Origin of the sequence: Candidatus Arthromitus sp. SFB-rat-Yit, from assembly GCF_000283555.1 — a bacterium.
Lineage (GTDB): Bacteria > Bacillota > Clostridia > Clostridiales > Clostridiaceae > Dwaynesavagella.
On the sequence record NC_016012.1, the window covers coordinates 530,343 to 556,951 of the forward strand.

Annotated in this window: 22 protein-coding genes and 1 other RNA gene; 19 read left to right on the plus strand and 4 right to left on the minus strand. The window is 27.1% G+C overall.

Annotation, left to right across the window (positions count from 1 at the left end):
* Positions 1 to 55: 55 nt before the first annotated feature.
* From RATSFB_RS02465 to RATSFB_RS02485, 6 genes are all read left to right on the plus strand, one after another.
* On the plus strand, positions 56 to 760 hold the full coding sequence (locus RATSFB_RS02465) for a tRNA (adenine(22)-N(1))-methyltransferase (protein ID WP_014094468.1): 705 nt from the start codon (positions 56 to 58) through the stop codon (positions 758 to 760).
* A complete protein-coding gene (locus tag RATSFB_RS02470; RefSeq protein ID WP_014094469.1) occupies positions 757 to 1,563 on the plus strand; it encodes a Nif3-like dinuclear metal center hexameric protein in 807 nt (268 codons plus the stop codon). Before RATSFB_RS02465 ends, RATSFB_RS02470 begins: the two co-directional genes overlap by 4 nt.
* Positions 1,564 to 1,575: 12 nt before the next feature.
* Positions 1,576 to 2,316 carry an alpha/beta hydrolase gene (locus RATSFB_RS02475; RefSeq protein WP_014094470.1) on the plus strand — a complete coding sequence of 247 codons (741 nt, stop codon included), beginning with the start codon at positions 1,576 to 1,578 and terminating at the stop codon, positions 2,314 to 2,316.
* A gap of 73 nt (positions 2,317 to 2,389) precedes the next feature.
* A complete protein-coding gene (locus RATSFB_RS02480; RefSeq protein ID WP_014094471.1) occupies positions 2,390 to 2,782 on the plus strand; it encodes a hypothetical protein in 393 nt (130 codons plus the stop codon).
* Between the two features lie 81 nt (positions 2,783 to 2,863).
* Positions 2,864 to 3,205: RNase P RNA component class A (rnpB, locus tag RATSFB_RS07180), an RNA gene on the plus strand.
* Between the two features lie 450 nt (positions 3,206 to 3,655).
* Complete coding sequence (locus RATSFB_RS02485) at positions 3,656 to 5,056, plus strand: macrolide family glycosyltransferase (protein WP_014094472.1); 1,401 nt, start codon at positions 3,656 to 3,658, stop codon at positions 5,054 to 5,056.
* 56 nt (positions 5,057 to 5,112) lie between these two features.
* Here RATSFB_RS02485 and RATSFB_RS02490 read toward each other — a convergent pair whose 3' ends face one another.
* Together RATSFB_RS02490 and RATSFB_RS02495 are read right to left on the minus strand one after the other, a co-directional pair.
* A complete protein-coding gene (locus RATSFB_RS02490) occupies positions 5,113 to 6,498 on the minus strand; it encodes a dockerin type I domain-containing protein (RefSeq protein ID WP_014094473.1) in 1,386 nt (461 codons plus the stop codon).
* Between the two features lie 202 nt (positions 6,499 to 6,700).
* Positions 6,701 to 8,155 (minus strand): nicotinate phosphoribosyltransferase, encoded by a 1,455-nt coding sequence (locus RATSFB_RS02495; protein WP_014094474.1) that lies wholly within the window; start codon positions 8,153 to 8,155, stop codon positions 6,701 to 6,703.
* 148 nt (positions 8,156 to 8,303) lie between these two features.
* Here RATSFB_RS02495 and RATSFB_RS02500 point away from each other — a divergent pair, with 148 nt between their 5' ends.
* Both RATSFB_RS02500 and ilvE read left to right on the plus strand, forming a co-directional pair.
* On the plus strand, positions 8,304 to 10,220 hold the full coding sequence (locus RATSFB_RS02500; protein WP_014094475.1) for an ATP-dependent helicase: 1,917 nt from the start codon (positions 8,304 to 8,306) through the stop codon (positions 10,218 to 10,220).
* A gap of 102 nt (positions 10,221 to 10,322) precedes the next feature.
* Positions 10,323 to 11,201 (plus strand): branched-chain-amino-acid transaminase, encoded by an 879-nt coding sequence (gene ilvE / locus RATSFB_RS02505; protein WP_014094476.1) that lies wholly within the window; start codon positions 10,323 to 10,325, stop codon positions 11,199 to 11,201.
* Positions 11,202 to 11,269: 68 nt separating this feature from the next.
* Here ilvE and RATSFB_RS07340 read toward each other — a convergent pair whose 3' ends face one another.
* Complete coding sequence (locus tag RATSFB_RS07340; RefSeq protein WP_148267215.1) at positions 11,270 to 11,500, minus strand: hypothetical protein; 231 nt, start codon at positions 11,498 to 11,500, stop codon at positions 11,270 to 11,272.
* Positions 11,501 to 11,710: 210 nt separating this feature from the next.
* On the opposite strand from RATSFB_RS07340, the gene RATSFB_RS02515 reads away from it, so the two are divergent.
* The 4 genes from RATSFB_RS02515 to RATSFB_RS02530 all read left to right on the plus strand — a co-directional run bounded on the left by RATSFB_RS02515 (position 11,711) and on the right by RATSFB_RS02530 (position 15,356).
* Positions 11,711 to 12,232, plus strand: a complete 522-nt coding sequence (locus RATSFB_RS02515) for a sigma-70 family RNA polymerase sigma factor (RefSeq protein WP_014094477.1) — start codon at positions 11,711 to 11,713, stop codon at positions 12,230 to 12,232.
* A complete protein-coding gene (locus RATSFB_RS02520) occupies positions 12,225 to 12,824 on the plus strand; it encodes a hypothetical protein (protein ID WP_014094478.1) in 600 nt (199 codons plus the stop codon). Before RATSFB_RS02515 ends, RATSFB_RS02520 begins: the two co-directional genes overlap by 8 nt.
* Before the next feature lie 467 nt (positions 12,825 to 13,291).
* Positions 13,292 to 13,870: a hypothetical protein gene (locus RATSFB_RS07235; RefSeq protein ID WP_014094479.1), complete on the plus strand. Its 579-nt coding sequence runs from the start codon at positions 13,292 to 13,294 to the stop codon at positions 13,868 to 13,870.
* A gap of 127 nt (positions 13,871 to 13,997) precedes the next feature.
* A complete protein-coding gene (locus RATSFB_RS02530; protein ID WP_014094480.1) occupies positions 13,998 to 15,356 on the plus strand; it encodes an APC family permease in 1,359 nt (452 codons plus the stop codon).
* Between the two features lie 10 nt (positions 15,357 to 15,366).
* Here the strand turns inward: RATSFB_RS02530 and RATSFB_RS02535 are convergent, their stop codons facing one another.
* Positions 15,367 to 16,665 carry a hypothetical protein gene (locus RATSFB_RS02535; RefSeq protein WP_014094481.1) on the minus strand — a complete coding sequence of 433 codons (1,299 nt, stop codon included), beginning with the start codon at positions 16,663 to 16,665 and terminating at the stop codon, positions 15,367 to 15,369.
* Positions 16,666 to 16,939: 274 nt separating this feature from the next.
* Here RATSFB_RS02535 and mnmH point away from each other — a divergent pair, with 274 nt between their 5' ends.
* The 7 genes from mnmH to RATSFB_RS02570 all read left to right on the plus strand — a co-directional run bounded on the left by mnmH (position 16,940) and on the right by RATSFB_RS02570 (position 26,599).
* Complete coding sequence (gene mnmH / locus RATSFB_RS02540) at positions 16,940 to 18,043, plus strand: tRNA 2-selenouridine(34) synthase MnmH (RefSeq protein WP_371136980.1); 1,104 nt, start codon at positions 16,940 to 16,942, stop codon at positions 18,041 to 18,043.
* A gap of 89 nt (positions 18,044 to 18,132) precedes the next feature.
* Positions 18,133 to 19,194 (plus strand): hypothetical protein, encoded by a 1,062-nt coding sequence (locus tag RATSFB_RS02545; protein WP_014094483.1) that lies wholly within the window; start codon positions 18,133 to 18,135, stop codon positions 19,192 to 19,194.
* A gap of 64 nt (positions 19,195 to 19,258) precedes the next feature.
* Entirely contained in the window at positions 19,259 to 20,590 is a 1,332-nt protein-coding gene (locus RATSFB_RS02550) for an MBL fold metallo-hydrolase (protein WP_014094484.1), read from the plus strand.
* 170 nt (positions 20,591 to 20,760) lie between these two features.
* Complete coding sequence (gene nifJ, locus RATSFB_RS02555) at positions 20,761 to 24,294, plus strand: pyruvate:ferredoxin (flavodoxin) oxidoreductase (protein WP_014094485.1); 3,534 nt, start codon at positions 20,761 to 20,763, stop codon at positions 24,292 to 24,294.
* An 83-nt stretch (positions 24,295 to 24,377) separates the two neighbouring features.
* Positions 24,378 to 25,559: a beta-N-acetylhexosaminidase gene (nagZ, locus tag RATSFB_RS02560; protein ID WP_242821420.1), complete on the plus strand. Its 1,182-nt coding sequence runs from the start codon at positions 24,378 to 24,380 to the stop codon at positions 25,557 to 25,559.
* Between the two features lie 94 nt (positions 25,560 to 25,653).
* Positions 25,654 to 26,238 (plus strand): hypothetical protein, encoded by a 585-nt coding sequence (locus tag RATSFB_RS02565; RefSeq protein ID WP_014094487.1) that lies wholly within the window; start codon positions 25,654 to 25,656, stop codon positions 26,236 to 26,238.
* Between the two features lie 145 nt (positions 26,239 to 26,383).
* Positions 26,384 to 26,599: a DUF1450 domain-containing protein gene (locus RATSFB_RS02570; protein ID WP_014094488.1), complete on the plus strand. Its 216-nt coding sequence runs from the start codon at positions 26,384 to 26,386 to the stop codon at positions 26,597 to 26,599.
* The last annotated feature ends 10 nt before the right edge of the window (positions 26,600 to 26,609 follow it).

Consider the following 26,609-nt stretch of genomic DNA (forward strand, 5'->3'; position numbering starts at 1 on the left):
TGGGCTACTCTTTTATTTTAATAAATTTTGAATAAAGGAATGAGATAATAAGATTATGAAGCTAAGCAATAGAATAAGACATATAATTAATATGTGTGAATATAATAAAACTATTATAGATGTAGGTTGTGATCATGGATATATATCTATTGGATTATTGAATTTTAATAAATGTTTAAAGTGCTATGCTGTAGATATTAATAGAGAGCCACTTAATATTGCTATGAAAAATATAAAAAAATACAGTCTAGATAGTAAAGTAGAATGTATTTTATCAGATGGATTTAGATGGTTTGATAATTTAGAAAATTTAAGTGCGATAATTGCTGGAATGGGAGGAACTACGATAGCATCTATAATAGATAGAGATTTGGATAAAATTCGACATATGAATTATATTTTGATTCAACCTAATGCTTATTCTAAAGATATAAGAAAATATTTGTACGAGAAACAATTCCATGTAGAAAAGGAAGATGTTATTTATAGCAAAGGAATATATTATGAGTATATACTAATTTTTCCTAAACAACAAGAAAATTTAAATAAAGAATATATTAATTTTTTAATGTGTTTTGATTATGATATACCACTATGTGTTTTTGATAATATAGGAGGTAAATATAATGATTTTATAAAACATAAGATAAATAAGTATAATAATATATTAATCAATTTAAATGAAAGTAAACTATCAACTAAATATAAATACGAAATATTTAGTAACAGGATTAAAATACTTAAAGGAGTTTTGGTATGAAGATTTATGAATTTATTAATAAATTAGAGATGTTGGTTCCAACTAATTTAGCATTATCATATGATAATGTTGGTTTATTAGTTGGGAATTTGGAAAGCGATATTTCTGGGGTATATATTTCATTAGATATTAATGAAACTATAATTAATAAGGTTTTGGAATTTAAAATAAATACTATTATAACTCATCATCCGGTTATATTTAATTCGATTAAAAACTTGAATTATTCGTGTGATAATATTGATATAGTGAGATGTATAAAACATGATATTAACGTTATATCATACCATACTAACTTGGATATGATACATAATGGTATAAATGATGAATTAATTAATATATTAGAATTTAAATATGATAATATATCTGTTTTAGAAAAAAGTAAAATTTATCCTAATTTAGGTATAGGTAGAATTATAGATTTATCTGAAAGTTTGGATATTAATACAATTATAGATAAAATTAGAAAAAATTTATACATAAATAATATGAGATTAGTAAATAATAGAAATTGTAAAATGGATAGGATAAAAAGGATATGTATTATCAATGGTTCAGGAAATAGTTTAATTAAGTTATGTTATTACAAGAATATAGATTTGGTTATTACTGGAGATATTACATACCATACAGCTTTTGAAGCACATAAAAAAAACTTATCTATATTGGATATTGGTCATTTTAATTCGGAAAATTTTGCCTATATGAATGTAATCAAAAAAATATTTAAAACTTTGGATTTAGATAGTAGTTTAAATATAATTTATGATCAAGTTTTAACGGATGTTTATAAATATATTTAGAGTACAGGAGGTATGGTGAATAAGAATTTATATGTAAGGATAGCATTTTTTTTATTTGGATTTATGTTATTGTTAAATATAGTAGATAATTTTGTTGGTTATAGTGCTGAGTATAATATTAAAAAATTTATGTTGTATGAATCAAAATATTTAAATTTTGATTATACACGTAATTATATAACACTAAGTATTAAAAATAATAATGAGGAAAGTAAATTTGGATTAATATTCTCCCCTGGTGCATTTATTAAGGAAGATGCATATTTGCCTATTTTATCTGAATTGTCAAAGAGGGGTATTAAAGTATATATACTTAAATCTAGTCTATTTGGTATGGGTGATGTGAATTCTATATTACTTAAATCCAATATTAAGAATTATATTTTGGTAGGACATTCTTTGGGGGGAAGTAAGCTACTTAATTATTTAAAACAAGAGAATCATTATTCACAGTTAGTAAAAGGTGTTGTATTGCTATCTTCTTATGGGAGAAATAGTCAAGATTTTTCTGATAGTAATATAAAGTTCATTTCTGTCGTTGGAAGTGATGATAAAATAATTAATTTTGAAAAGTATGAAAATTATAAAAATAATTTACCAAGTAGCACTAAATATTTATATATAGAGGGTGGAAATCATTCTTATTTTGGTAATTATGGTTTACAATACGGTGATTCTGAAGGGTTAATTAGTCGTGAATTTCAACAATTTATTGTAATAAGGGAAATATTAAAATTATTAGAGGAGATATAATTTTATTAGAATTATATCTCCATTTTATTAATATACTTTAAAAATAAATTTTGTTATTGGAGTATAGTTATTTATGAGTAATGTTTCAAATATTAGAAGTGAAATAGAGAATATTGTGAGATATGTTTATGTTAATATTTTAAAATTAAATATTAATAATGATACTTTGAATTTATGGGTTAATAGATTAACATCAAAACAGGTAACTCTATATGATTTTTTATACACAGTTATATCTCCTAGTATAAATTCATTATCTATTTCAACTTTAATTCAAAATCTTTATATTGGGATATTAGGAAAGTATATTAGTACGAGTAAGAAGTCGGAGTTAGTTTCTATTTATAATAATGAATTAAGAATATATGGGAATAAGAAACGTGCATTTAAGAAAGTTTTGTTGAATTTTATTAATGATGATTCTTTGAATAAATATTGTAATAGATTGGGAATAAAAATTAAATAAATTTATTTTAGGATTTATCTTTTATTATAAGATAAATCCTTTTTATTTGATTTAATATAATTAATTTGGTAGAATGTATGTGGAGTAAGTCAGACAATCGCTGCTCATTTTTATTGAGGAGAGGAAAGTCCGAGCTCCATAGGGCAGGGTGCTTGGTAACACCAAGTGGAGGCGACTCTAAGGAAAGTGCAACAGAAATAAACCGCCTAAGTTTTTAGGTAAGGATGGAAAGGCGAGGTAAGAGCTCACCAGCAGTATGGTGACATACTGGCTATGTAAACCCCACCTGGAGCAAGACTGAATAGGATAGCATATAAAGTTGCCCGCTTTGCTATCGGGTATGTCGCTTGAGTCTATCGGTGACGGTAGACCTAGATAGATGATTGTCTAATACAGAACTCGGCTTATAGATTTGCTCTGTTTTTAATGATACTTTTGGATTGATTTATTTATTCAAGTGGTATCGGATAAAAAGATCACACAATATGATGTAATGTCTGTTGTGTGGTATTTTTTGTAGTTGGTTATATTTAATTTGGTACATTTTTATACCTCTATAAAGTTATTTGTGAATTCAATCGATGTATCTTATTAAGGTTTATGTATTTAATTGGGTCTATGGGAGTTTATGCAATGTAATTGACATTACATAAAAAACAAAATAGTATTGGATATGCAAATTATGCTTATGGGGTGATAATAGGTGAATGTGTCGGAGATGACATATGCATGGGTAACTGGTTCGGATAAAAATGGACAAGTTTTAATTTTGAATAAGTGTAGCAGTATTTTTAGAATTAATTCAAAAGATATGCACTTTTTCATTTGATAAATTTATGGGTATAGTGTAGGGGAAAAGGGTGGTGATGCTAGTTGAAAAAGATAGCTTTTTTTTGTATTCCTGCTCATGGTCATACAAATCCAATGCTACCAGTTGCGGAAGAATTGGTAAAACGTGGTAATATAGTGAGATTTTATTCATTTAATGAATTTAAAGATAAGATTATATCGACTGGTGCAGAATTTATATCTTGTGATTCATACTTGCCAAAATTAACGGAAAGAGAAGAATTAAGAATTAGAAATGCATCAGTTACTGAAATGATAATACATGGTATTCGTATCTCGATTAGTATAAATAGTTTTCTTGATGATGAGTTTAATACTTTTCGACCAGATATTGTATACACAGATTCATTTTGTTTTTGGGGAAAATTGTATGCTTGGAAGCATAATTTGCCGATGGTTGTATCTACTAGTACATTTGCATTTAATCAAATGTCTTGCCGATATATTAAAAATACGTTTAAAGAGATAGTAAATGTGGTTTTTGGAATTCAAAGGGTTTTTCGTGAATTTAGAAAACTTTGTTTATCTAATTATAATGTGAAAAAAGTATTTTCCCTTGTTGTAAGTGACAATCAAACAGATACTATTGTTTATACATCACGAAGTTTTCAGCCATATCTGGAGAGTTTTTCTGATCGATATGCATTTGTTGGCCCTTCTATATTTTCAAAAATTGAACCTAATAAAGAGAAGACTAGACCACTTGTTTACATTTCTATGGGAACAATAGTTAATTATAAATTAGATTTTTATATTAAATGTATAGAGGCTTTGAAAACTCAAAATTTTGATGTTATTATATCATGCGGGAATACTATAAATCCTGAAAATTTTGGTATATTACCAGATAATATTAAGATCTATACTTTTGTTGATCAGCTTGACATCCTTTCTAAGGCGGATGTGTTTATAACCCATTGTGGGATGAATAGTGTTTCAGAGAGTTTATATATGGCTACTCCTATGGTTCTTTATCCTCAAACGATGGAGCAACACGCTGTAGCAAGAAGGACACTAGAGATAGGTGCTGGAGTTATGCTTATTGATGATTCAAGTGATGGAATTTGTTTAGCTGTTAGTGAAATTTTAAATAATATTAAGTATGGTGTAGCAGCAAGAGAATGTAGTGTAGATTTTAGATCCTGTTCAGGAATAAATGGAGCTGCATATTTCATAGAAAATGCACCACATTCTTCTAATGGTGTTGATATTATTAGAAAGCTTAATATAGCAGGGTTTATATTTCAACTTATATATTGGATTTTAATTATCATTGTAATTAGTTTTATTGGTTTTCTTATTAGTTGGAAGTATGTTTGGGTTATTCCTATAACTGCTATTATATTATCTATGCCAATAAGTAAACAGTTACAAAAAATTAAATACGCTTCACTTGTTAAAAAGATAAGTGTACAAAGAAAATAGTTATAAAAAACCACTCCATATATATTATGGAGTGGTTTTTGATTTTTTAGAAATATTTAATAGGATAATTCTCTTTTGTATATTCTTAATATTTCATTTTTTTCATTTTCTAATCTTGTTTTAATTCCATTATATAGTGATACTATACCTGGATTTGAACTATTTGGAGGATAAGACTTTGATATTATGTTTAATCTTTCTGTGTATATTGATTCTATAATTGATTCTATTGATGAGTCTAGTGATATTTTTTTTATGATATTTACTGTACCGCTAGCTCCATGTTGTACTGATGTAGACCATAGCATGTTTGATACTGAAGAATAGTTCAGTAAATAATCTATGTTTATATTATTTTTATTAGCAATTTTTATCAATGAATCATAGTAATTTCTTTTTATAAATAGTCTTTGCATTTCATAGAAATCTTCATATCTATTAGATGCAATTTCCTTCCATGCATATATAAAGTTTGATTCGAAATTTCCATTGTCATTTTGTTTGGCTTTGATTAATTTGTCGTATATTTCGCCATCTTTATCTTTTATAAATTCTAAAAATTCATCTACTGAGCCTGCCTTACTAGATAATTGCCAAACGCCAAATGATGTACCGCCCTTATCATTTGGGTTTAATCCAATAGCTCCAGGATCTCCATTAGATTCTTCTCTAGCTGATATATAACCAAGTTGTGATTGATTCATATCATCTTGAATTATATCTATGTAGCTTGGGATATATCCTGTTTTTAGATTGTTATTTGTATCGTAATATAAAACGTTGTAAAATCCATTTTTAATTTCAGATACTTCTAGTAAAGTTCCTTCAGGGATCGTTATTTCTGTTCTTGCACTCATATTTGGCTCACTTCTTAAGTTGACATTTGCTCTGGTAACACCAATTATTTTTTTGAAATTTAAATTTTTATTGTAGACTATATTTCCATTTTTGGATATTACAATAGAATTATCTAATGATGATGCAGAATTTACGGCGTCACGCAAAGATTTTGAAGATGTATTTGGTTCGTTATCAGAGTATACAAAATAATTAGTGTTATCCCATACTATAAAATCGTTATATTTGACTACCCCATTATTTTTGGAAGCTAGTGATATAGCATTTATTAAATTGTTTTTTGAAAAGCTATCTAAAGACATTCCATTTGAGTCGTATGCTGTAAATATTGCTTCAGAATCTTGACTAGAAGGTATTTGTTTAGCGATTGTAGCTATATCTAATGCGTCAACTAATCCATCATCGTTTACATCATACTGTTTTTTATTAGAGCCTATATGGGATCCTATTATTTGTAGGTCTATGTGATTTATAACACCATCATTGTTCACATCAATATTTTTAGCAAAAGTTAAAGCGCTTGGAGTAAAAAATAAATAGAATATGTATGATAAAATTAGCTGTTTTATATTTAGTTTTAACAACGAATTTACCTCCTTAGTTGTTTATAAATTAATATTATCTACAAAAAAAGTTAAAAAAATTTAAATTATTATTACTAAAACACCAAGAATTTGTAAGCAAATAAAATAATTGTATATTAATTTTAATTAGATAAATTAGTTGTATTTATATTGATGTGAATTCTATAAAACAATTATATTGTTTGTAATTTTGATAGTATTTTCAAATATATTTATTTGAGTATTTGTTCAATAAATTTTGATGATTATTCCAAAGTTCTTGAGATAAATCTACAAAATAATTTTGTGGATTTTCAATCCTAGTAATTTCTGGCCATAATTTGGAAAATTCTCTATTTTTAATTTCATGTATTTCCATAACACTAGGGGAACTATATACACAAATTCCTTTATCAAATATTTTTTTGTGTAATTTTATTGCATAGAAATCAGTTATGATTTTTTTCTTCCATGTGAAGTTTGGATCAAATATAGTAAGTGGTTTTGTTTCATCTATTACATCATCGAAGTTTGTTATGAGGTCTGCTATTGCCATATTGGTTTTAGAGTCAAATAATCTATAAACTGTTTTGAGTCCTGAAATAGTAATTTTATCATGGTTTTCACTGATTTTAATTTTTGGAATAAGAACGTCATTTTTGTATAATGCACAAAGCTTGTATACCCCTCCTAAAATAGGTTCGCTTTTAGAGGTTATAAGTCTTTCTCCAACACCAAACATATCTACTTCTGCACCTTCAGATAAAACATTTGCTATTATATTCTCGTCCAATGAGTTTGAAACTATTATTTTAACTTCCTGGAGCCCTTCGCTATCTAATATTTTTCTTGCCTTTTTGGTTAAATAAGTTATATCGCCGCTATCAATTCTAATTCCGAGAATTCTATCATTATTTTTAGGGAGTTCTTTAAATACCTTTATTGCATTTGGTAGTCCTGATTTTAAAACGTTATAAGTATCAATTAATAGAACACAATTTTGAGGTGAATATTTAGCCCATGTTTTGAATGCTTCGTATTCTGAATCAAATATTTGAATCCAGCTATGAGCCATAGTGCCAAATGAAGGTATGTTGAATTTTTTTTCTGATATTGTACATGAAGTTGCGACACATCCACCTATTATAGAGGCTCTTGCACCATAAATAGCTCCACTATATCCTTGTGCTCTTCTAGAGCCAAACTCTAAAACACTTTTACCATTAGCTGCAGTGCAAATTCTGCTAGCTTTTGTTGATATTAGTATCTGATGATTTAGTGTTAATAGAAGAATAGTTTCAATCATTAAACATTCTAAAATGGGTCCTTTAACTGTAACGATAGGTTCTTTTGGGAAAATTGGGAATCCTTCCTCAATCGCATATACATCACAGGAAAATTTAAAATTTTTAAGGTAGTTTAGGAATTTTTCATCAAATAAATTTTTGGATTCCAGGAATTTTATATCTTCTGGTGTGAATTTCAAATTTTTTATAAATGTAATAAATTGATCTAAGCCTGCCATTATGCAGTACCCACCATTATCTGGTATTTTTCTGAAAAACATGTCAAAACAAGCTATTACACCCTTTTGATCATCTAAAAAAAGGTTGTTGGCCATTGTTAGCTCATAAAAATCTACTAGTAATGATAAATTAATCTCATTATTTTCAAACATTTAATAAACACATCCTAAAAAATATTATAAATAAGATAGTAATTGCAAACATGAAAATTTTCAATAATAACTATAATATTTATTAAAAATTGTTTAAAATTAGTTTTTTTTGGAATAATTTTAAAAAAAAGGAATTAGGGGTGATTTTATGTTTGATGAATATCAAAATAATGCGATCTTTTCTAATGAAGATAAAGTTTTATTAGTTGCAGCACCTGGTAGCGGTAAGACAACGGTTATTATAGAGAAACTTATGTATTTGGTTAGTTCTGGTTTTAAGGAAGACAGTATTTTATTGATTACATTTACTAAGAAGGCATGTGAAAATATGCGAGAAAGGTTTGATAAATTAAGTAAATCATCAACATCGCCTCACTTTTATACTTTTCATGCTTTGTTTTATAAAATCATCAGGGATAATATAAATTCTAATTTTGAAATTATTACAGATGAAAATATACAGAAATTTTTAAGTGATATATTGAAGAATTATATAGATTTTGTGAGTGAATATAAAATTCAATCATTTATGTGTGAAATTATTAGATTTAATGCGAGTAATCAAAGTATAGATGAATTTGAAACAAGGTTACCTAAACATATATTGAAAGATGCTATTGAGAGATATAAGAGTTATAAACTTTTTAATAATTTGTATGATTTTGATGATTTGGAGAGAGAAGTATTACGGTTATTTAAAGATAGAAATGATATTTTAGAATTTTATAGAGATAAGTTTAAGTACATATTGGTTGATGAATTTCAAGATTGTAATAATGTGCAATTTGAGATTTTAAAAATGCTTAGCATTAAATCTAAGTTATTTTGTGTAGGAGATGATGATCAGAGCATTTATAAATTTAGAGGTGCAAATCCATCTATAATGGTTAGTTTTTGTGACGTATTTGAAGGGGCTAAAAAATATTATTTAAAATACAACTATAGATCTAAACATTCTATTATTAATTTTTCACGTAACGTCATTGAAAATAATAGGATAAGGAATAAAAAACAATTATGTGGAAATAAGAAGGAAGAAGGTGAGGTTATTTGTAAAAAATTTTTAGAGGATACTGATCAAGGTAAATATATTGTAGATGATATAGAGAATCTTCAAAAGAGTGGTGTAAATTTATGTGATTTTGCAGTTTTGTATAGAAATCATAAAGATTCTTTCAGCATATTGAGTGAATTTATCAAAAGGAATATTAAAATTAATTTTTTGGATAGTGATTTCAATATTTTTGAGATTTTCTATATAAAGGATATAATTAATTTTCTTAAATTTATAGATAATCCAACTATAAATAATTTTAAAGAGATATATAACAAGGTAACATTCTTGTTTAGTAGAAGAGTTAATCAGATTATAAATAAGTTTGATTACGATTCTAATTTTTTTAGTGTAATTGATGCGAATTTTGATAAAATTTCTTGTAATGATAAGCGAAGTATATTTAGTTTGAAAAAAATGATTAAAAGATTCAGAAAATATCCTATAGATAGTAGAATTAATGGAATTTTAAATAAACTGGGGTATTCGTTGTACCTTGATAACATTATTACACAGAAAAAATTGAATAAAGCAGAGGTTAATTATTTTATAGAGTATTTTTATAATGTAATTACAAAATTTAAATCTGTAGATGAGTTTAGTAAAAATATTAGATTAATTAATTCTACTCATGGAGTAAATTTTGGTACTATTCATTCTTCAAAGGGAATGGAATTTAGATGTGTTTATATTATAAATGCCCGTGATATGGATAGAGAGATGAATTTTAAAAATAATATAAATATATTCTATGATGAAGAAGAGGAAAGACGTATTTTTTATGTAGGTATTACTAGAGCAATAGATTCCTTAAAAATTTTATCTCCATATTTTATAGAGGGAAGATTTAATAATAGGTTATCGAGGTTTATTGGAGAAGGTTTGATGGATTCTGATTATGGCAATATAGATACTTGTAATATTAAAAAGATATCAAAGAATAAAGTCCTTCTATATGTTGATGGCAAAAGGAAGAGTTTGGATACGAAGGATTATTTAGAAATAACTTGATTAGAGATACTTATTTTTATAATAGGTATCTCTATTTTGTTTTAAATTAAATGATATAATATAAAATGGAACAAATTATTAGAGTTGGGAGTTTGTGCAGTTATGAGTAATGATTCAATTGTTTATATAAATGGTAAGTATGTACATAAAAATGAGGCTTTAGTTTCTGTATTTGATAGAGGTATATTGTATGGTGATGGATTCTTTGAAGGTATACGGATATATAATGGGAAGATATTTATGTGTGATGAGCACATAGATAGATTTTTTGATTCATCTAAGTATACAAATATAATTTTAAATTATTCAAAAGATGAAATAGTTGATATAATCGAGAAACTTATAGAAATGAATAATGTTAAAGATGGATATATAAGGCTTGTAGCTACAAGAGGAGCATATAATCTGGGTCTTACACCACCAACTCCTGATGTGGCTAACCCTACATTAATTTGTATAGTGTCTAATATAACTCTTTATGATAGGAAGTTTTATGATAATGGAATGAATGCTATTTTTTCATCTTTTACTAGGATTGGAACATCTATGTTAGATCCGCAATGTAAATCTCTGAATTATATGTTAAATATTTTGGCAAAAATGGAGGCAAATAATAGAGGAGCACAAGAAGCTATTTTTTTAAATTCCAATGGAATTGTTACAGAATGTACGGGGGATAATATTTTTATAATAAAAGATGATGTTGTTTATACACCGCCTAGTTATACAGGGATATTAAATGGGATTACTAGGATTTTAATTATTAAAATTTTGAAAAAGCTTGGATATGATATAAGAGAACAGGAATTTACAAGGTATAATGTTTATACAGCAGATGAATGTTTTCTTACAGGAACTGCTGCAGAAGTAATATCTGTTGTTAATATTGATGGACGATTAATAAATGATGGAAAGGTTGGACCACATACTAAGATTATAATGAATGAGTATAAGAAATATATAGATAGTGTTTGTAATTAAAAATGCTCAGAGAGATTAATTTCCCTCTGAGCTTTTACTATGTTTAAAAAATGGTTTAATTCAATTTATTATTTCATTAAGAATGGACCAGCATGTACTATTGTAGGTCTACCTCCACCTTGTCCAGTTAAAACAGTAGTTATTCCACTACCAGAATTACTACGTAATTGTAATAATAATGAAGCTGGAGTTGTACTTGTCGTATTTAAATTTGTAGTTTTAAGTCCTCCAGGAGTAGTAACTATAGGAAGTTTTAAAGTTTTCGTAGTTGAACTGATGATATTAATGCCAATACACATGATGCTATTACTTTATTATGTAATTTTTTCATAATTTTGCCTCCAAAAATTTTAGTCAAGCACAAATTATATATTAATATATAGTTTTTAAAAAATCAACAATTTGTTCATATTTTTTTCGAAAATTTTTACTAAAACATAAATTTTTACTATTTATGATTAAAAATGGTATAATGTTAAATGTAATTTAACTTTGGAGGAATTTTTTGAATGAGAAATAAAGATTCTGAAATGGTTTTAGAATATACTAATAAAAGATATATTGAAGATTATATAATAAATAATCAAAAGTATTTATATAGAATTGCATTTAGCTATGTTAAAAATAAAGATGATGCCCTTGAGATAGTTCAAAATACTATTTATAAAGCACTTTCATTTAGTAAAAAGATTAGGGATTTAAATTCAATCAAACCTTGGATTACCAAAATTCTTATAAATAGTTGTTTTGATTTTTTAAATAAGAGATGTAAGGGTATTTTTAATGATGAATTAGTTGATTCAGTTGAAGATAACAACGATAGTATACTGGATAAAATTGTTTTAAAATATGCTTTGGACAACCTCCCGCTTAAATTAAGAACTATAGTGATTTTAAGGTTTTTTGAAGATTTTAAAATCAAGGATATTTCAAATATTTTGGATATGAAAGAGAATACAGTTAAAACTAATTTATATAAAGCGCTGAAGATACTTAAAATTAATTTAGAGGAGGAAGGGATTAGTGTATAGTGATAAGGATTTGGATTCATTGAAGGAAGAATATTTAAATCAAGATTACCCAGATGATTTAAATAAACATATCATAAAATGCATTTCTAAACAATCCAATAAAAAGTTCAAAAAATTTAATTATACAACTAATATTTGTGTAGGTCTGCTTTTTGCATCTTGTTTATTACTTGCAATTATACCGAGAGCTCTAAAAAAATATGAAATTGATAGTCATCAAATTAATGATGAGATGAGAAGCTATACACAATCTACTTATGATTTATACAGTAATATCCCAAAAAATTTGATTAATGTGGCAGAAAACAATTCAATAATTTCTATATATAAAGATGGGGATGAAATTTATTCAAATAATATGATCTATAATATCGATAAAACCAGAGGTGTTTTAATTGAACTGAAGGATATTTTAATTGAAAAAATTGAAGATGTGGATATAGATAAGAAATTGAAGGATATTCTTCTTAATCATGAAACTAAATTCTTTTTAAATGAAGATGGAAGTTATATTATTTTATCTGAAAGTGGAAAAATTTTAATTGATAATGTTTTGAAATCTAAAATATTTAAACCTGAGTATATGTTTTGAGGCTAATAATTTTTTATTAGCCTTTTTATTTTTCTCAAAGTTCGGATAACTCCATTATGAAAAATAAGTTTAATTTTAAAATTTAATTTAAGTGCCCAAATAAGTTAATGGAGTTAACCAAACTTAAAGAAAAATAGGCTTTTTAAATATATTTTTAGGATAGATATTGTAAAGATTATGTTTTTAAAGGAGTTTTTTGGAAAATATAGATTCTATATGGTTTATAGTTTATATAATATCGTTTTATAATGTAAAAAAGATATAAATACTTTAATTGTTTTTTACTAAACGACATTAAATTTTAACATGTTAACATTTAAAGACATTAATTTTTAATTTTTTTTTAAGTAAAACTTACTATTTAATAATTTGATTTGGAAATATAATAAGATCATTGGAAGTGACAATTAAATTAAATGCAAATTGAAAGTTAAAATAAAGAATAAATTATTAGGAGATTAAGAAATATGTTGAAGGAAAAAACTAAAAATATTTTATTAGGTACGACTCTAGGAGCTTTTATAGTATTTGGAGCATTTGTTGTTAAATCAATGGTAACGAAAAATAATATAGAAGATATGGTTAGTGTTAAGTATAATAATTATAGATCAAATCGTTATATGGATTATTATCCTGACCATGATTATGATTATTCGGATTATGCAAGTGGTTATGGATATTTAGATGATTATGATTATTCGGATTATGCAAGTAGTTATGGATATTTAGATGATTATGATTATTCGGATTATGCAAGTGATTATGATTATTCAGATTTAATAAACGAAATGTTAAGTTCTGGATATATAGATCAAACAAAAGCTAATGAGTTTAAAAATGGAATTAAATCTGAAGCTACACAATTGGAAATAGAAAAAACTTATGATTTCTATATGATTGATCAGGATGTGAAAGATGGATTTTATAGTGCAGAAGCTGGTCAGTTAGAAAAGCAATTAGTAGAAGCGGAGTATTCAGGTAATGATGAGTTATATGATCAAATATATGAAAAATATATTTCTCAATTAGAGAAAGAGGGAAATTAAATATATTATTTTACAAGGCTTTACATGGTAAAGCCTTTTTTATATTTATTTTATAAATATTTGATGATATTAGTGTGTGAATTGTGTTAAGATATTTCTTAATATATGATTAGGAGGTAATGTACAATTGTCAGATAGTTTGAAAAAGAGATATGGATTCTGGACAGCTGTAGCGATGGTTGTAGGAATTGTTATAGGGAGTGGTGTGTTTTTTAAAGCAGAGAAAGTTATCCAGGCTACTGCTGGGAATATGTATATGGGTGTATTTTCTTGGATAGCTAGTGGTAGCATAATAGTTATTTGTGCATATGCTTTTTCTATTTTAGCTGGACGTTATTCAAAAATTAATGGAATCGTTGATTATTCAGAGGCTTCTATTGGTAAAACGTATAGTTATATTGTAGGATGGTTTATGTCGGTTGTGTATTATCCGTCATTAACAGCTATATTGTGTTGGATATCAGCACGATATACATTGACTTTGTTTGGAATTAATGTGGATGCAAATAGTATGGAAGTATATTTAATAGCTTTAGGGTATTTGGTAATAATGTATTTTTTAAATATATTTGCTCCGTTATTAGCTGGAAAAATTCAGGTATCAACAACTTTTATAAAATTAATACCATTAGTTCTTATGGGAATTGTAGGTATAATTAAAGGTGTTTCAAGTGGTCAAACAATACAAAATTTTGTTAATACATCAACAGATATAGTAACATCTAATCCATTACTTACTTCGATTGTTGCTACAGCATTTGCTTATGAGGGTTGGATTGTTGCTACAACAATAAATTCAGAGTTAAAAGATCCACGTAAAAATTTGCCTAAATCTTTGATAATAGGTAGTATTTTTATAGTTATTATATATTTGTTATATTTTATTGGAATATCTGGATCGATGTCTGTTGATGAGTTCATACATGCGGGAGAAGATTCTATAAAAATAGCGTTCTTTAATGTATTAGGAAATTTTGGAGGAAGCACATTATTTATTTTCGTTATAATTTCTTGTCTTGGAACTTTAAATGGAATGATGCTTGCAACTGTAAGGGGGATTTATTCTTTAGCAGTTAGAGGAATGGGTCCACGTCCTAGTTTTTTCTCTAAGGTAAGTGAAAAAAATAAGGTTCCAATTAATTCAGGATTATTTGCAGTTTCAATGATACTTTTGTGGTTACTTATGTGGTATTTAAGTAATGCAGGTTTTTTTGGAATGTTTTTAGATTTTTCTGAGTTACCAGTTATTAGTATGTATGCATTATATATTCCTATATTTTTTTGGATGAGCATAAAACTTAAGGATTTAAATCTGTTTAATAGATATGTTATACCTTATGCTGCTATTTTGTGTTCGCTATTTATGATATATGCAACTTTTGTTTCTCATGGGATTAAGGCTGTTGCAGTATATTTTGTATTATTCATATGTGTTATTGTAATAGGATTAATATTCAAAAATGATCGAAAAGAAGAGAGTCTTTAATTAGACTCTCTTAATATTTTATACCTATTGTTTCGATTATATTTTTGAATTCAGGCTCTCCAAGCATTCTAGTTACTATATTAGTAACAGATTTCTTTTCATCATTTGTGACCTTAAAATTCTCTTCATATTCTTTTATCCAAAAATTAAGTCCTTCATTATCAGGAGTTCTATTGTACATCACAGCATAAATTCTAGTTATTTTATCGATGGGATTTTGTGAAATTTTTAAAAATTCTTCAGTGTTCAACAAATTTAGTATGAAATCTCTTGCGTTTATTTTGAAAGTAGAAAGTTGAGAAAACCAATATTTAAAACCGCTTTTATCCAATTCAACTCTATTTAATGCTGTATTGTACGCATTTTCGATATATGAGGCTAGTTTTATTAAATCAATAGCTACGATATCGGTTGAAAAATTGTTAATTATAAAATTGTGTAATTTATTTTCAGTATCTTGAACGATTAATTTGATATTTTCATATGATTGGTTTTGTTCAAGATTGCTTAATATAAGTTCGTTTGTTTCTTTATTTATTACAAATTTTAAATTAGTATCTGATAATTTGGCATCTTTTATAGTTAAATCATTTGGTAAAATGACTTTAGCTTGTATATTATTATTATTTTTGCTTATGGATACATCAACATAGCTAAAATTTTTGTTTGTAGTTGTAAATTCATTCAAATTAAATACGTGGCTATTATTTTGATCATCGAAAATTGTTAAATTTAAGTATGAATATGTAGTATTAGGTTTAAGTTCAAGTATGGTAATAGTACCATCTGAAACGTCAACTAATAAATTATCATTAGAAATTTTTGCAGATATGGGATATATGTATGATGGAAGCATAACTTCTCCACTGAAATTATCTTTATATGAAGAAACTTTTACATCAAGAGATTTGGTGATTTGATTAGGAGTTTTAAAGTTGTTCAATTTAAATGTGTGTATTTTGTTAGATGAATCAATTAACTTTATTGAAATGTCTTTATATTCAGTTTCGGGCTTTAAATTGTATAATTCAACTTGACCATCTACGATATTAATTGACATTGAACTATTAGAAATCTCTGCACTTACAAAGTTGTATTTATTAATTTCAGGAATTAAAACTTTAGCCACTATTATATCACCTTCGTGTATAAAAAATCTGACATCTAAACTTTTTGATATATTATTTTCAATTTGATTTGTGTTTGTATTTTCTATAGCTAAACTTTTAATTACTGGATTTTTTATGTTACTTAAAGGTATTAAACATACAGTTGATACAATTAATAATTTTATAAATGATTTTTTCATGAAAGAAAATATCCTCCTATTCAAATTACGATTCTATAATGTAATTAAAACGAAATTAAATATTAAAAAATGTTACAATATAATTATATATTAATTAAAAATATATTGTCAATGTATAATTAAACTTACGTTTTTTCTAAATTTAAGCCATAATAAATTTTCGAAAAACATATTACAAAAAATAAATTATTTCAACAATAATAGACTTTTTTAGTTATAATTTATATTATTTTTAGAAATGATGTTAAAAATATAGTGTATTGGAGGTAATTTTATTTTTGTTAAGGTTGTAGATGCAAAAAAACTTGTGAATATGGATAATGTTTGTGTTATAGATGTTAGATCCGAAGATGAATTTAAAAATGGGACAATAAGTGGTGCGATTAATATTCCTATACTTAATAATAAAGAAAGAGAAGAAGTAGGTTTCACCTATGTTAATAAGAGTGTTTGCGATGCGAAGAGGTTAGCATTAAGGTACGCAGGATATAAACTTGAGGATATCTTTAATAAAGTTTCTGAGGTTTTTGAAAATAATAAAGAAATTGTATTTTTTTGTGCACGTGGGGGAATGAGAAGTTTAACTGTACATAATTTGTTTAACTCTATTGGGATAAAAAATTATAAATTGGATATGGGATATAAGGGTTATAGAAAATTTTTGAGGGAGAATTTTGAAAATTATTTAAAGAATATAAGATTCATTGTCATTCATGGGAAAACTGGAATTGGAAAAACAAAAATACTAAAAGAATTAAAAACACAGGGTTATCCTGTTATTGATCTTGAGCGTGCGGCGAATCATCGTGCTTCATTTTTGGGTGGAGTTAATCTCGGAGAGCAAAATTCTCAAAAAAACTTTGAATCAATAATTTTTCATGACATTTTAGAAATAATTAAAACAAATAAATGCGACGATTCTGAAAAAATACATGTATTTATAGAAGGAGAAAGTAAGAGGATAGGTAAAATTATAATACCTGAATATTTTTTTAAAGTTATGAATGAAGGCATTCATGTTTATGTGGATTTACCTATTCAAATTAGAGTTGAAAATTTGATTGCGGATTACTTAAAGGTTTCGCTTAGTGAGATAAAAAATAGAAAAGTTAATATTGATAGTGAAATTTTGAAAGATTTTAAAGAGAGTATGAATCTTCTGGATAAATACTCAAACAAAAATAACATGGAAGAGTATAGGACTTTGTTTAAAAACGCGGAATATGAAAGGTTAGCAGAGGTTTTGATTATGAATTATTATGATCCTAAGTATTTAAATTCCATGGGTAAACATAATTTTGAGTTTAAGTTTGAGTTGAATAATTTAAATGAATTTTTAATTGAGTTAAAAGGCGTGTATAAACTATTGAAAAAATAATTATGGATAAAATTAATTTTTATGGAAATACTAATATTTAAATTATTATGATTATGGTTTAATGTTTTAATTTTCTAAGAGGTAGTTTCATGAGAAAAATAATTATTTTTGTCATAGGATTTTGTTTGATTTTTAGTTTGAATGTAAACAGCAAGATTTTTGGTAGGGATACTAATTTAGTTGATATTATTGTGTTTAAAAATTTTAGTTACAAGCAACTTAAAGATGATTTTTTAAAGCAGGTGGGTATTGATATAAATTACGTTACTATTTTAAATCACGCTAACAAAGAAGTTAATGAATCTAATTATAAGGAAATTTTAACTAATTTTCATAATGAATTGATCTATGATTATAAAGATGTATTTGGTAAGAAGGTAATTAAAAATAGAAATGTATATATTTTGCCAGAAGATGAATTTAAAAATAGTTTGAACATAGATGATAAAATAAAAATAAGTAGTGTGTCAGTGGATACCGTGTATAATGATACATCTGCAAATAAAATATTAGTTGGGAAAATATATTCTTCGCCAAAGTTAGATGATAATAAAGATTGCTATATTATAAAACTTGATAGGAATAATGGAATAATTTGGGGGAAATTATTTGAAGATTCTAAAATAAATAGATTCAATAAAATTATAGGAATTTTGGATAATGAGTATTACGTGATAGGATCGGGATATAGAGAATCGGACTGGACTGATGGATTTATAGCAAGATTTGATAGTGATGGGAATCAAATTTGGAGTGATTTTTATGGATCATCCCATATAGATGATTTTAAAGATGTTGTATCTATAGGTGGTGGCGAAGTTGTTGTTTTAGCCGAAGTTAGTAATCAGGATGGAGATGTAAAAACGACTATTAGTATAAATAATCCTTTGAATAAAGATTTGGTATTGCTTAAATACAATAGTAACGGTGAAATAGTTTGGCAAAATAGTATAGTGAATGAAAAAGATTTATCAGGATTAAAAATTATAAATAACTCTGATAATATCGTGGTTGTTGGAGAAGTTTTTAATTGTAATAATTTTGATAAACAAAGAGATATAATATTATCTACATTTGACTTAGATGGAAAGATGAAACTTTGTACGATAATAAATGATTGTGATGAAAATATGTTAAATAAATTGTATTAAATATGTACATAATAAATAGGTATCAGGTTATCCTGATACCTATTTATTTTTTTAGGAGCGTGTAATGATTAATTATATAAATTACGGAGGAGCTGATGGTATAACAGGGGCGTGTCATATGATCTGTACAGATTATGGAAATATATTATTGGACTGTGGAATTTTTCAAGGTAAAGATATAAAGAAATATTCTAATACAGATTTTTATTTTGATGTGTCTAAAGTTGATGCTATTGTTTTGAGTCATGCTCACATTGATCATTGTGGACGGATTCCTATTCTGTACAGTATGGGGTATAGAGGAAAGGTTTATGGAACAAAAGCAACAAAGCTTTTATCAAAAGTTTTATTGGAAGAGAGTTTGAAAATATATAATTCTTCTGAGGAAAGTGATAAATTATTTGATGATAAAAGCCTTGATATGTTTATAGAAAACTATGTTGAATTAGATTACAGAAATAAAATTGAGATTTTAAAAAATATATATGTTGAATTGTTTGATGCTGGACATTTGTTAGGATCTGCATCTATTGTTTTGGAAATAAATGACAAGTCAATATTTTATAGTGGTGATATAGGGAAATTAAATACACCTATATTGAAAGACCCAGAACAAGTTACTGATGTTAATTATGCGATAGTTGAAAGTACTTATGGAAGCTTGGAACAACATGAAACGAATGAGTTTTTTGATAAATTTAGAGAAATTATTATTGGCACTTTAATGAAAGGTGGTAAGTGCGTAATACCAGCTGCAACTGTTGGAAAGATGCAAGAAATATTGTATTTGCTAAATGATATTTATGAAGAAAATAAATTTAAATATAAAGTGTATATAGATAGTCCAATGTCTACTAAAATTATAGATATTTACGAAGAGTGTGAAGAAATATATGATGATGAAGCTAAAGAAAGATTGGACAAAGGTGACAACCCTTTATATTTTGAATCACTTAAATATATAACGACTAAAGAAGAATCAATTGAAGTTCAAGAAAATAATGAGCCTTATATTGTTTTAGCAGCAGGGGGAATGTGTGAGGGTGGAAGAATAGTGTATCATCTAAGAAAGCAAATTGAAAATCCTCTTAACTCTATCATATTAATAGGAAATCAAAATCAGGGAACGTTAGGATGGAAGTTAAGTAATGGAGTCAAAGAAATAAAAATATTTAGAGATAAATTTAGAGTTAATGCTAAAATTTTTAATTTTCCAAGTTTATCTGGACATGGAGATTGCAATAGTTTAGTTAAATATCTATCTTTTATGGAAGAAAAACTTGAAAAATTATTTTTAGTTCATGGAGATAGAAAAAGTCAAGAAGGTTTAAAAAATAAATTGGGTAATTATGATATTGAATATACGAAATTTTTGGGAAAATATAGTTTAGGATAAAATTAAAAAATAACATACTTAACAAAAAATACACAATTTATTTAAAAAATGTCAATAAAAATTTGTTATAATTTAGCTTGTAATAAAATTATATAGCTTCTTCAAAAAAATGTTCTTAAGTATCAGTATTAGTATGGAAAGAAGGAATTAAATTGATTAAAAGAAAGACAATGACTGTTGATGGTAATGGTGCTGCAGCATACATTGCATATGCGTTTACAGAAATAGCAGCAATTTACCCTATATCACCTTCAAGTGGTATTGGAGAAAATATAGATGAGATGGCATCACAAGGCAAAAAAAATGTGTTTGGTAGGGTTGTTGATGTTATAGAAATGCAATCAGAAGCAGGTGCATCTGGTGCGGTTCACGGATTACTACAAGGGGGAACTCTTACAACTACTTATACAGCTTCTCAAGGATTATTATTAATGATACCTAACATGTATAAGATTGCTGGTGAGTTACTTCCAGCTGTATTTTATGTAACAGCAAGAGCTATAGCAGCACAAGCTTTATCTATATTCGGAGATCATCAAGATGTTATGGCTACTAGGCAAACAGGATTTTCTTTATTGGCACTTAGTGGAGTTCAAGAGATTATGGATTTAGCACCTATTGCTCATTTATCATCGCTAAAAGGTAGAGTTCCATTTCTTGTGTTTTATGATGGATATAGAACATCGCATGAAGTTCAAAAGGTAGAAGCGTTTGAATATGAAGAATTAAAAAAATTAATTGATTTTGATGCGTTAAATGATTTCAAGAACAATGCATTAAATCCTGGTAAACCTGTAACTAGGGGTACTGCACAAAACCCTGATATATATTTCCAAGCGAGAGAAGCTGCGAATAATTACTATGAAAGGTTACCAGAAATAGTTGAACAATATATGAATAAAATTAATGAGCTTACTGGTAAGAATTATAAATTATTCAACTATTATGGAGCACAAGATGCTGAAAGAATTATAATTTGTATGGGATCTGCTGCGGAAACTGTAGAAGAAACTGTTGATTATTTATTGGCAAAAGGTGAGAAAGTCGGAGTTCTTATAGTTCATTTATATAGACCATTTAGTATTAAGCATTTATTAAAAGAAATTCCTATGAGTGTTAAGAAAATAGCTGTTTTGGATAGAACTAAAGAGCCAGGATCTCAAGGTGAACCATTATATAAAGATGTTTTAACTGCGTTTTATGGAACAGATAGAAATCCAACAATAGTTGGAGGTAGATATGGATTAGCTTCTAAAGAGCTTAACCCTACTCATGTTGTTTCTGTATTTGAATTATTAAAATCTGAGGATGTATCTAATGGATTTACTGTTGGTATAGTAGATGATGTTACTAATACTAATATTAAGTTGGTAGATGATGTGTTAATAGAAGATTCAGCGATGATTAGCTGTAAGTTCTGGGGATTAGGATCTGATGGAACTGTAGGGGCTAATAAAATGGCTATCAAAATAATTGGAGATAATACTGATAAACATGTTCAAGCTTATTTTGAATATGATTCCAAGAAATCTGGAGGAATAACAATTTCTCATTTGAGATTTGGAGATAATAGAATTAGATCTACTTATGGAATAACTAAAGCTGATTTTGTAGCTTGTCATAATCAATCTTATATGAATAAATATGAAACAATTGTTTCTGGAGTAAAAAATAATGGTACATTTTTATTGAATACATTGTGGACACCAGAGGAATTAGAAGAAAAGTTACCTGCACATGTTAAGAGAACAATTGCAAATAATAATATACATTTTTATACAATAAATGCTGTTAAGATTGCTAGAGAATTAGGTCTTGGCGCAAGAATTAATATGATAATGCAGTCAGCGTTCTTTAAATTATCAGGAATAATACCTGTAGAAGATGCTGTTAAATATTTAAAAACATCTGCAGAAAAAGCTTATAGCAAAAAAGGTGAAAAGATTGTAAAAATGAATTTTGATGCTATAGATGCGGGCGTTTCTTCTTTAGTAAAAGTTGATGTTCCAGAAAGCTGGAAAAATGCACAAGATACTGATAAAAGTGATTATTATGTTTGTAGTTTAGAAAAAACTGATTATGTGAAAAATATTCTTGAACCAGTAAATAAACTTCAAGGAAATGAATTACCTGTAAGTGTGTTTAAAGGTAGAGAAGATGGTACATTTGAAAATGGAACTTCTAAATTTGAAAAGAGAGGTATTGCAGTTACTGTACCTAAGTGGAATCCTGAAACATGTATTCAGTGTAATATGTGTGCGTTTGTTTGTCCGCATGCTGTTATTAGACCTTTCTTATTAACAGATGATGAGATAAAAAATGCTCCAGAAGGATATTTGTCTGCTGAAGCAAAAGGTATTAGAACAGAAAAGAAATTGAATTTTTCTATACAGGTTTCTATAGAAGATTGTACAGGATGTGCTAACTGTGTAGACGTATGTCCATCTAAGCCAAAATCATTAGAGATGGTTGCAACTGATGGTGAGCGTACGAAACATAAGCAAGAGCATTATGATTATTCATTTGATTCAGAAAAAGTTGAACCTAAAGAGAATCCACTTCCTCTTACAACAGTTAAAGCAAGTCAATTCCAAGACCCATTAATGGAATTTAGTGGAGCTTGTGCTGGATGTGGTGAAACTCCTTATTCTAAGCTTGTGACTCAATTATTTGGACCAAGAATGGTAGTTGCAAATGCAACTGGATGTTCTTCAATATGGGGAGGATCCGTGCCTGCTATGCCTTATACTAAAAATAGTGAGGGAAGAGGACCAGCTTGGGCTAACTCATTGTTTGAGGATGCTGCTGAGTTTGGTTATGGTTTATATTTGGCTTCTAAGAATAGAAGAAACGATAACTTCACTTTAGCTAATGAATTAATTGAAAAAGGAAATATTTCTTCAGATTTAAGTTCTTTATTGAAAGAGTGGACTGAGAATTTTAATAATGGTGATAAGACTTTAGAATTACAAAAGAGAATAGTTCCATTATTAGAGAAAGAATCTAATGATGTAGCTAAGAAGTTATTAGATAATAAAGAATTTTTAGTTAAAACTTCTAACTGGATATTTGGAGGAGATGGATGGGCCTATGATATCGGATTCGGTGGATTAGACCATGTTATTGCACAAAATGAAGATATTAACATATTAGTATTTGATACTGAAATATATTCAAATACTGGAGGACAGTCCTCTAAATCAACTCCATTTGGTGCTATAGCTAAATTTGCTGCACAAGGTAAGAGGGTTAAGAAGAAAAATTTAGCTGCAATGGCTATGAGTTATGGTTATGTTTATGTTGCTCAAGTATCTTTAAGTGCTGATTTCAACCAAACATTAAAAGCTATAAGAGAAGCTGAAGCTTATCCAGGACCATCAATAGTAATTGCATATAGTCAGTGTATAAGCCACGGAATATTATCTGGAATGGGTACAGCTCAAAAACAAGCTAAGAGAGCTATTGAAGCTGGATATTGGACTTTATTCAGATATAATCCAGCATTAAAAGATGAAGGGAAAAATCCATTTATATTAGACTCTAAAGAGCCAACTCAAGATTTTAAAGAGTATATTAAGAGTGAGATAAGATTTAATTCTTTATCTAAAATTGTTCCAGATGAAATGGAAAAGATATTCGATCAAGCGGCTAAGGATGCTGAAGAGAAAAATAAACAATATAGGAGTCTTGCTGGTTTAGAATAAATTAATTTGGTAAATGTGAGTTGTTTTAATAACTCACATTTATTTTTATGGAGATGATTTTTATAATAAAGACGTTTTTATTGATGATATTTTTAAGTTTATTTACTATAAATTCTTGTTCATATAATCGTATGATGGAAGAAGATTTAATTCAAGTAAAAGTTAATAAGCCTGATGAAATATTAGAAAAAATAAATTCTATGAATTTAGATGAAAAGATTGGACAATTATTTATAGTTGGATTTGATGGAGAGTCAAATTTGACACAAGAAGATATTTTGTTAATAAACGATTACAAAGTTTCTGGATTTATATTTTTTAGGAGAAATATTCAAAGTTCTGATCAAGTTGTCAAACTTATTAATGAAATAAAGACTATTAATAAAAATGGATCTAATATTCCGATGTTTCTTTCTTTGGATCAAGAAGGAGGGACTGTTACAAGACTTCCTAATGAGATTATTAAATTTAAGAGTGCACGTGATATTGGGAAAATAAATAATGAGCAGTATGCTTATGATACTGCAAGAGTTATGGGTGAGCTTGTACATAGTTTAGGATTTAATATGAATTTTGCTCCAGTTTTAGATGTGTATACTAATCCTGAAAATACAGTCATTGGGTCAAGAGCTTTTTCTAGTGATAAAGAAATTGTATCAAAACTAGCAGTAGCTACAATGAAAGGACTTAAGGACAGTGGAGTTATTGCTGTAGGTAAACATTATCCAGGACATGGTGATACAAAAGAGGATTCACATTATGAATTGCCCATAGTTAATCATGATTATGAAAGAGTTAAGGATATTGAATTGTATCCATTTAAGATGGCTATAGAAAATGGCATTGATTCAATTTTGGTATCACATTTACTTTATAAAAATATTGATTCTGAAAATATTGCCACTTTGTCTAAGGTTTTTTTGGATGATATACTTATGAGAGAATTAAGATTTAGGGGAATTGTTATAACAGATGATATGATAATGAATGGGCTTACTAAAAATAATTCTATTACTGAGGCTTGTCTTAAGGCTCTTCAAGCTGGGGTTGATATTTTGTTGATAGGATCTGGTTATCAAAATATTGTGGATTCAATTAACTTTATTAAGAACGCAGTTTTAAATGGTGAAATTTCTGAGTTTGAAATTGAAAAAAAGGTTTATAGTGTATTGAAAATGAAACAAAAGTATAATGTGAATAATGATAACGTGTCAAAAATTAATGTGGATGAATTTAATGACAAAATAAGAAATTTATCTTATTAAGATTAACAAAAAAATAATATATTTACAAAAAATTCAAATTGTGTTATGATTAACTCGTGTCATTGTCATAGTGTTTTTAAAAGAGGTGAGTTGATTGGCAGTTAAAAGAGAATGGACAGATAATGAGAAACAAAGTCTTTTAGAACATATAACTGAGTGTAAAAAACGCAAAATAACCGTTAAGGATGCAGCAAAACTTTTTTCAAACATGTATCCGCATATTACACCAGGGCAAGCTAGGGTTTACTATTATAAATTGATTAATGAAACAGAAAATTTTAAAAAGAAGTATCCTCAGAGGATTTGGACTGATGAGGAGAATAATATATTATTCGACTATATGGCAGAATTTAAAAATAAAAAGAAGATAGAAATATTTGATATGTTATCTGTTAAGTTAAATAGACATCCAAAGGCAATAGCATCACATTACTATTCTTTAAAAAATAATATTGATAGAGAGAATGCAACTTGTTATTCAAATATAATAAATAATACAAGTTCAAGTAATTTTGGTACTTTGTTTTTTAAGATTAGTAAAATACATGAAATTTATGAAAAGGCTTTAGAGATAGAATCAATTTTAAATAAAGAAAAATCAATCATAGAATTAAAAGTGCAATTGAGTGAAGTTTTTAATAGGATTAGCAGTATAGAGCAAAAAATTGTAGCTTTTTAGATTTATGTTTTTGTGAACTTCTAGTTTATTTATGACTAGAAGTTTTATTTATTTTTATAAGTTAATTGACTAAAGTAGTTATATGTAATAGAATTGAGTTGTGAATGTTGAATATTCTAAGTATCGATATGAGGAAGTGTAAATTATGAAAAAAATAGATATTTGTGAAAGTAATTTTGCTTTAGGGACAGACAAAGTTGTAGAAGAATTAGAGAAATCAAACGAATTTGAAGTTGAAGTTCATGGATGTTTGGGTTATTGTGGAGAATGTTGTGAATCACTTTTTGTTTTATTGGATGGTAAAATGATCGCAGCAGATTCACCAGAGAAATTACTTGAAGAAATAAATAATAATAAATAACATAATTTCA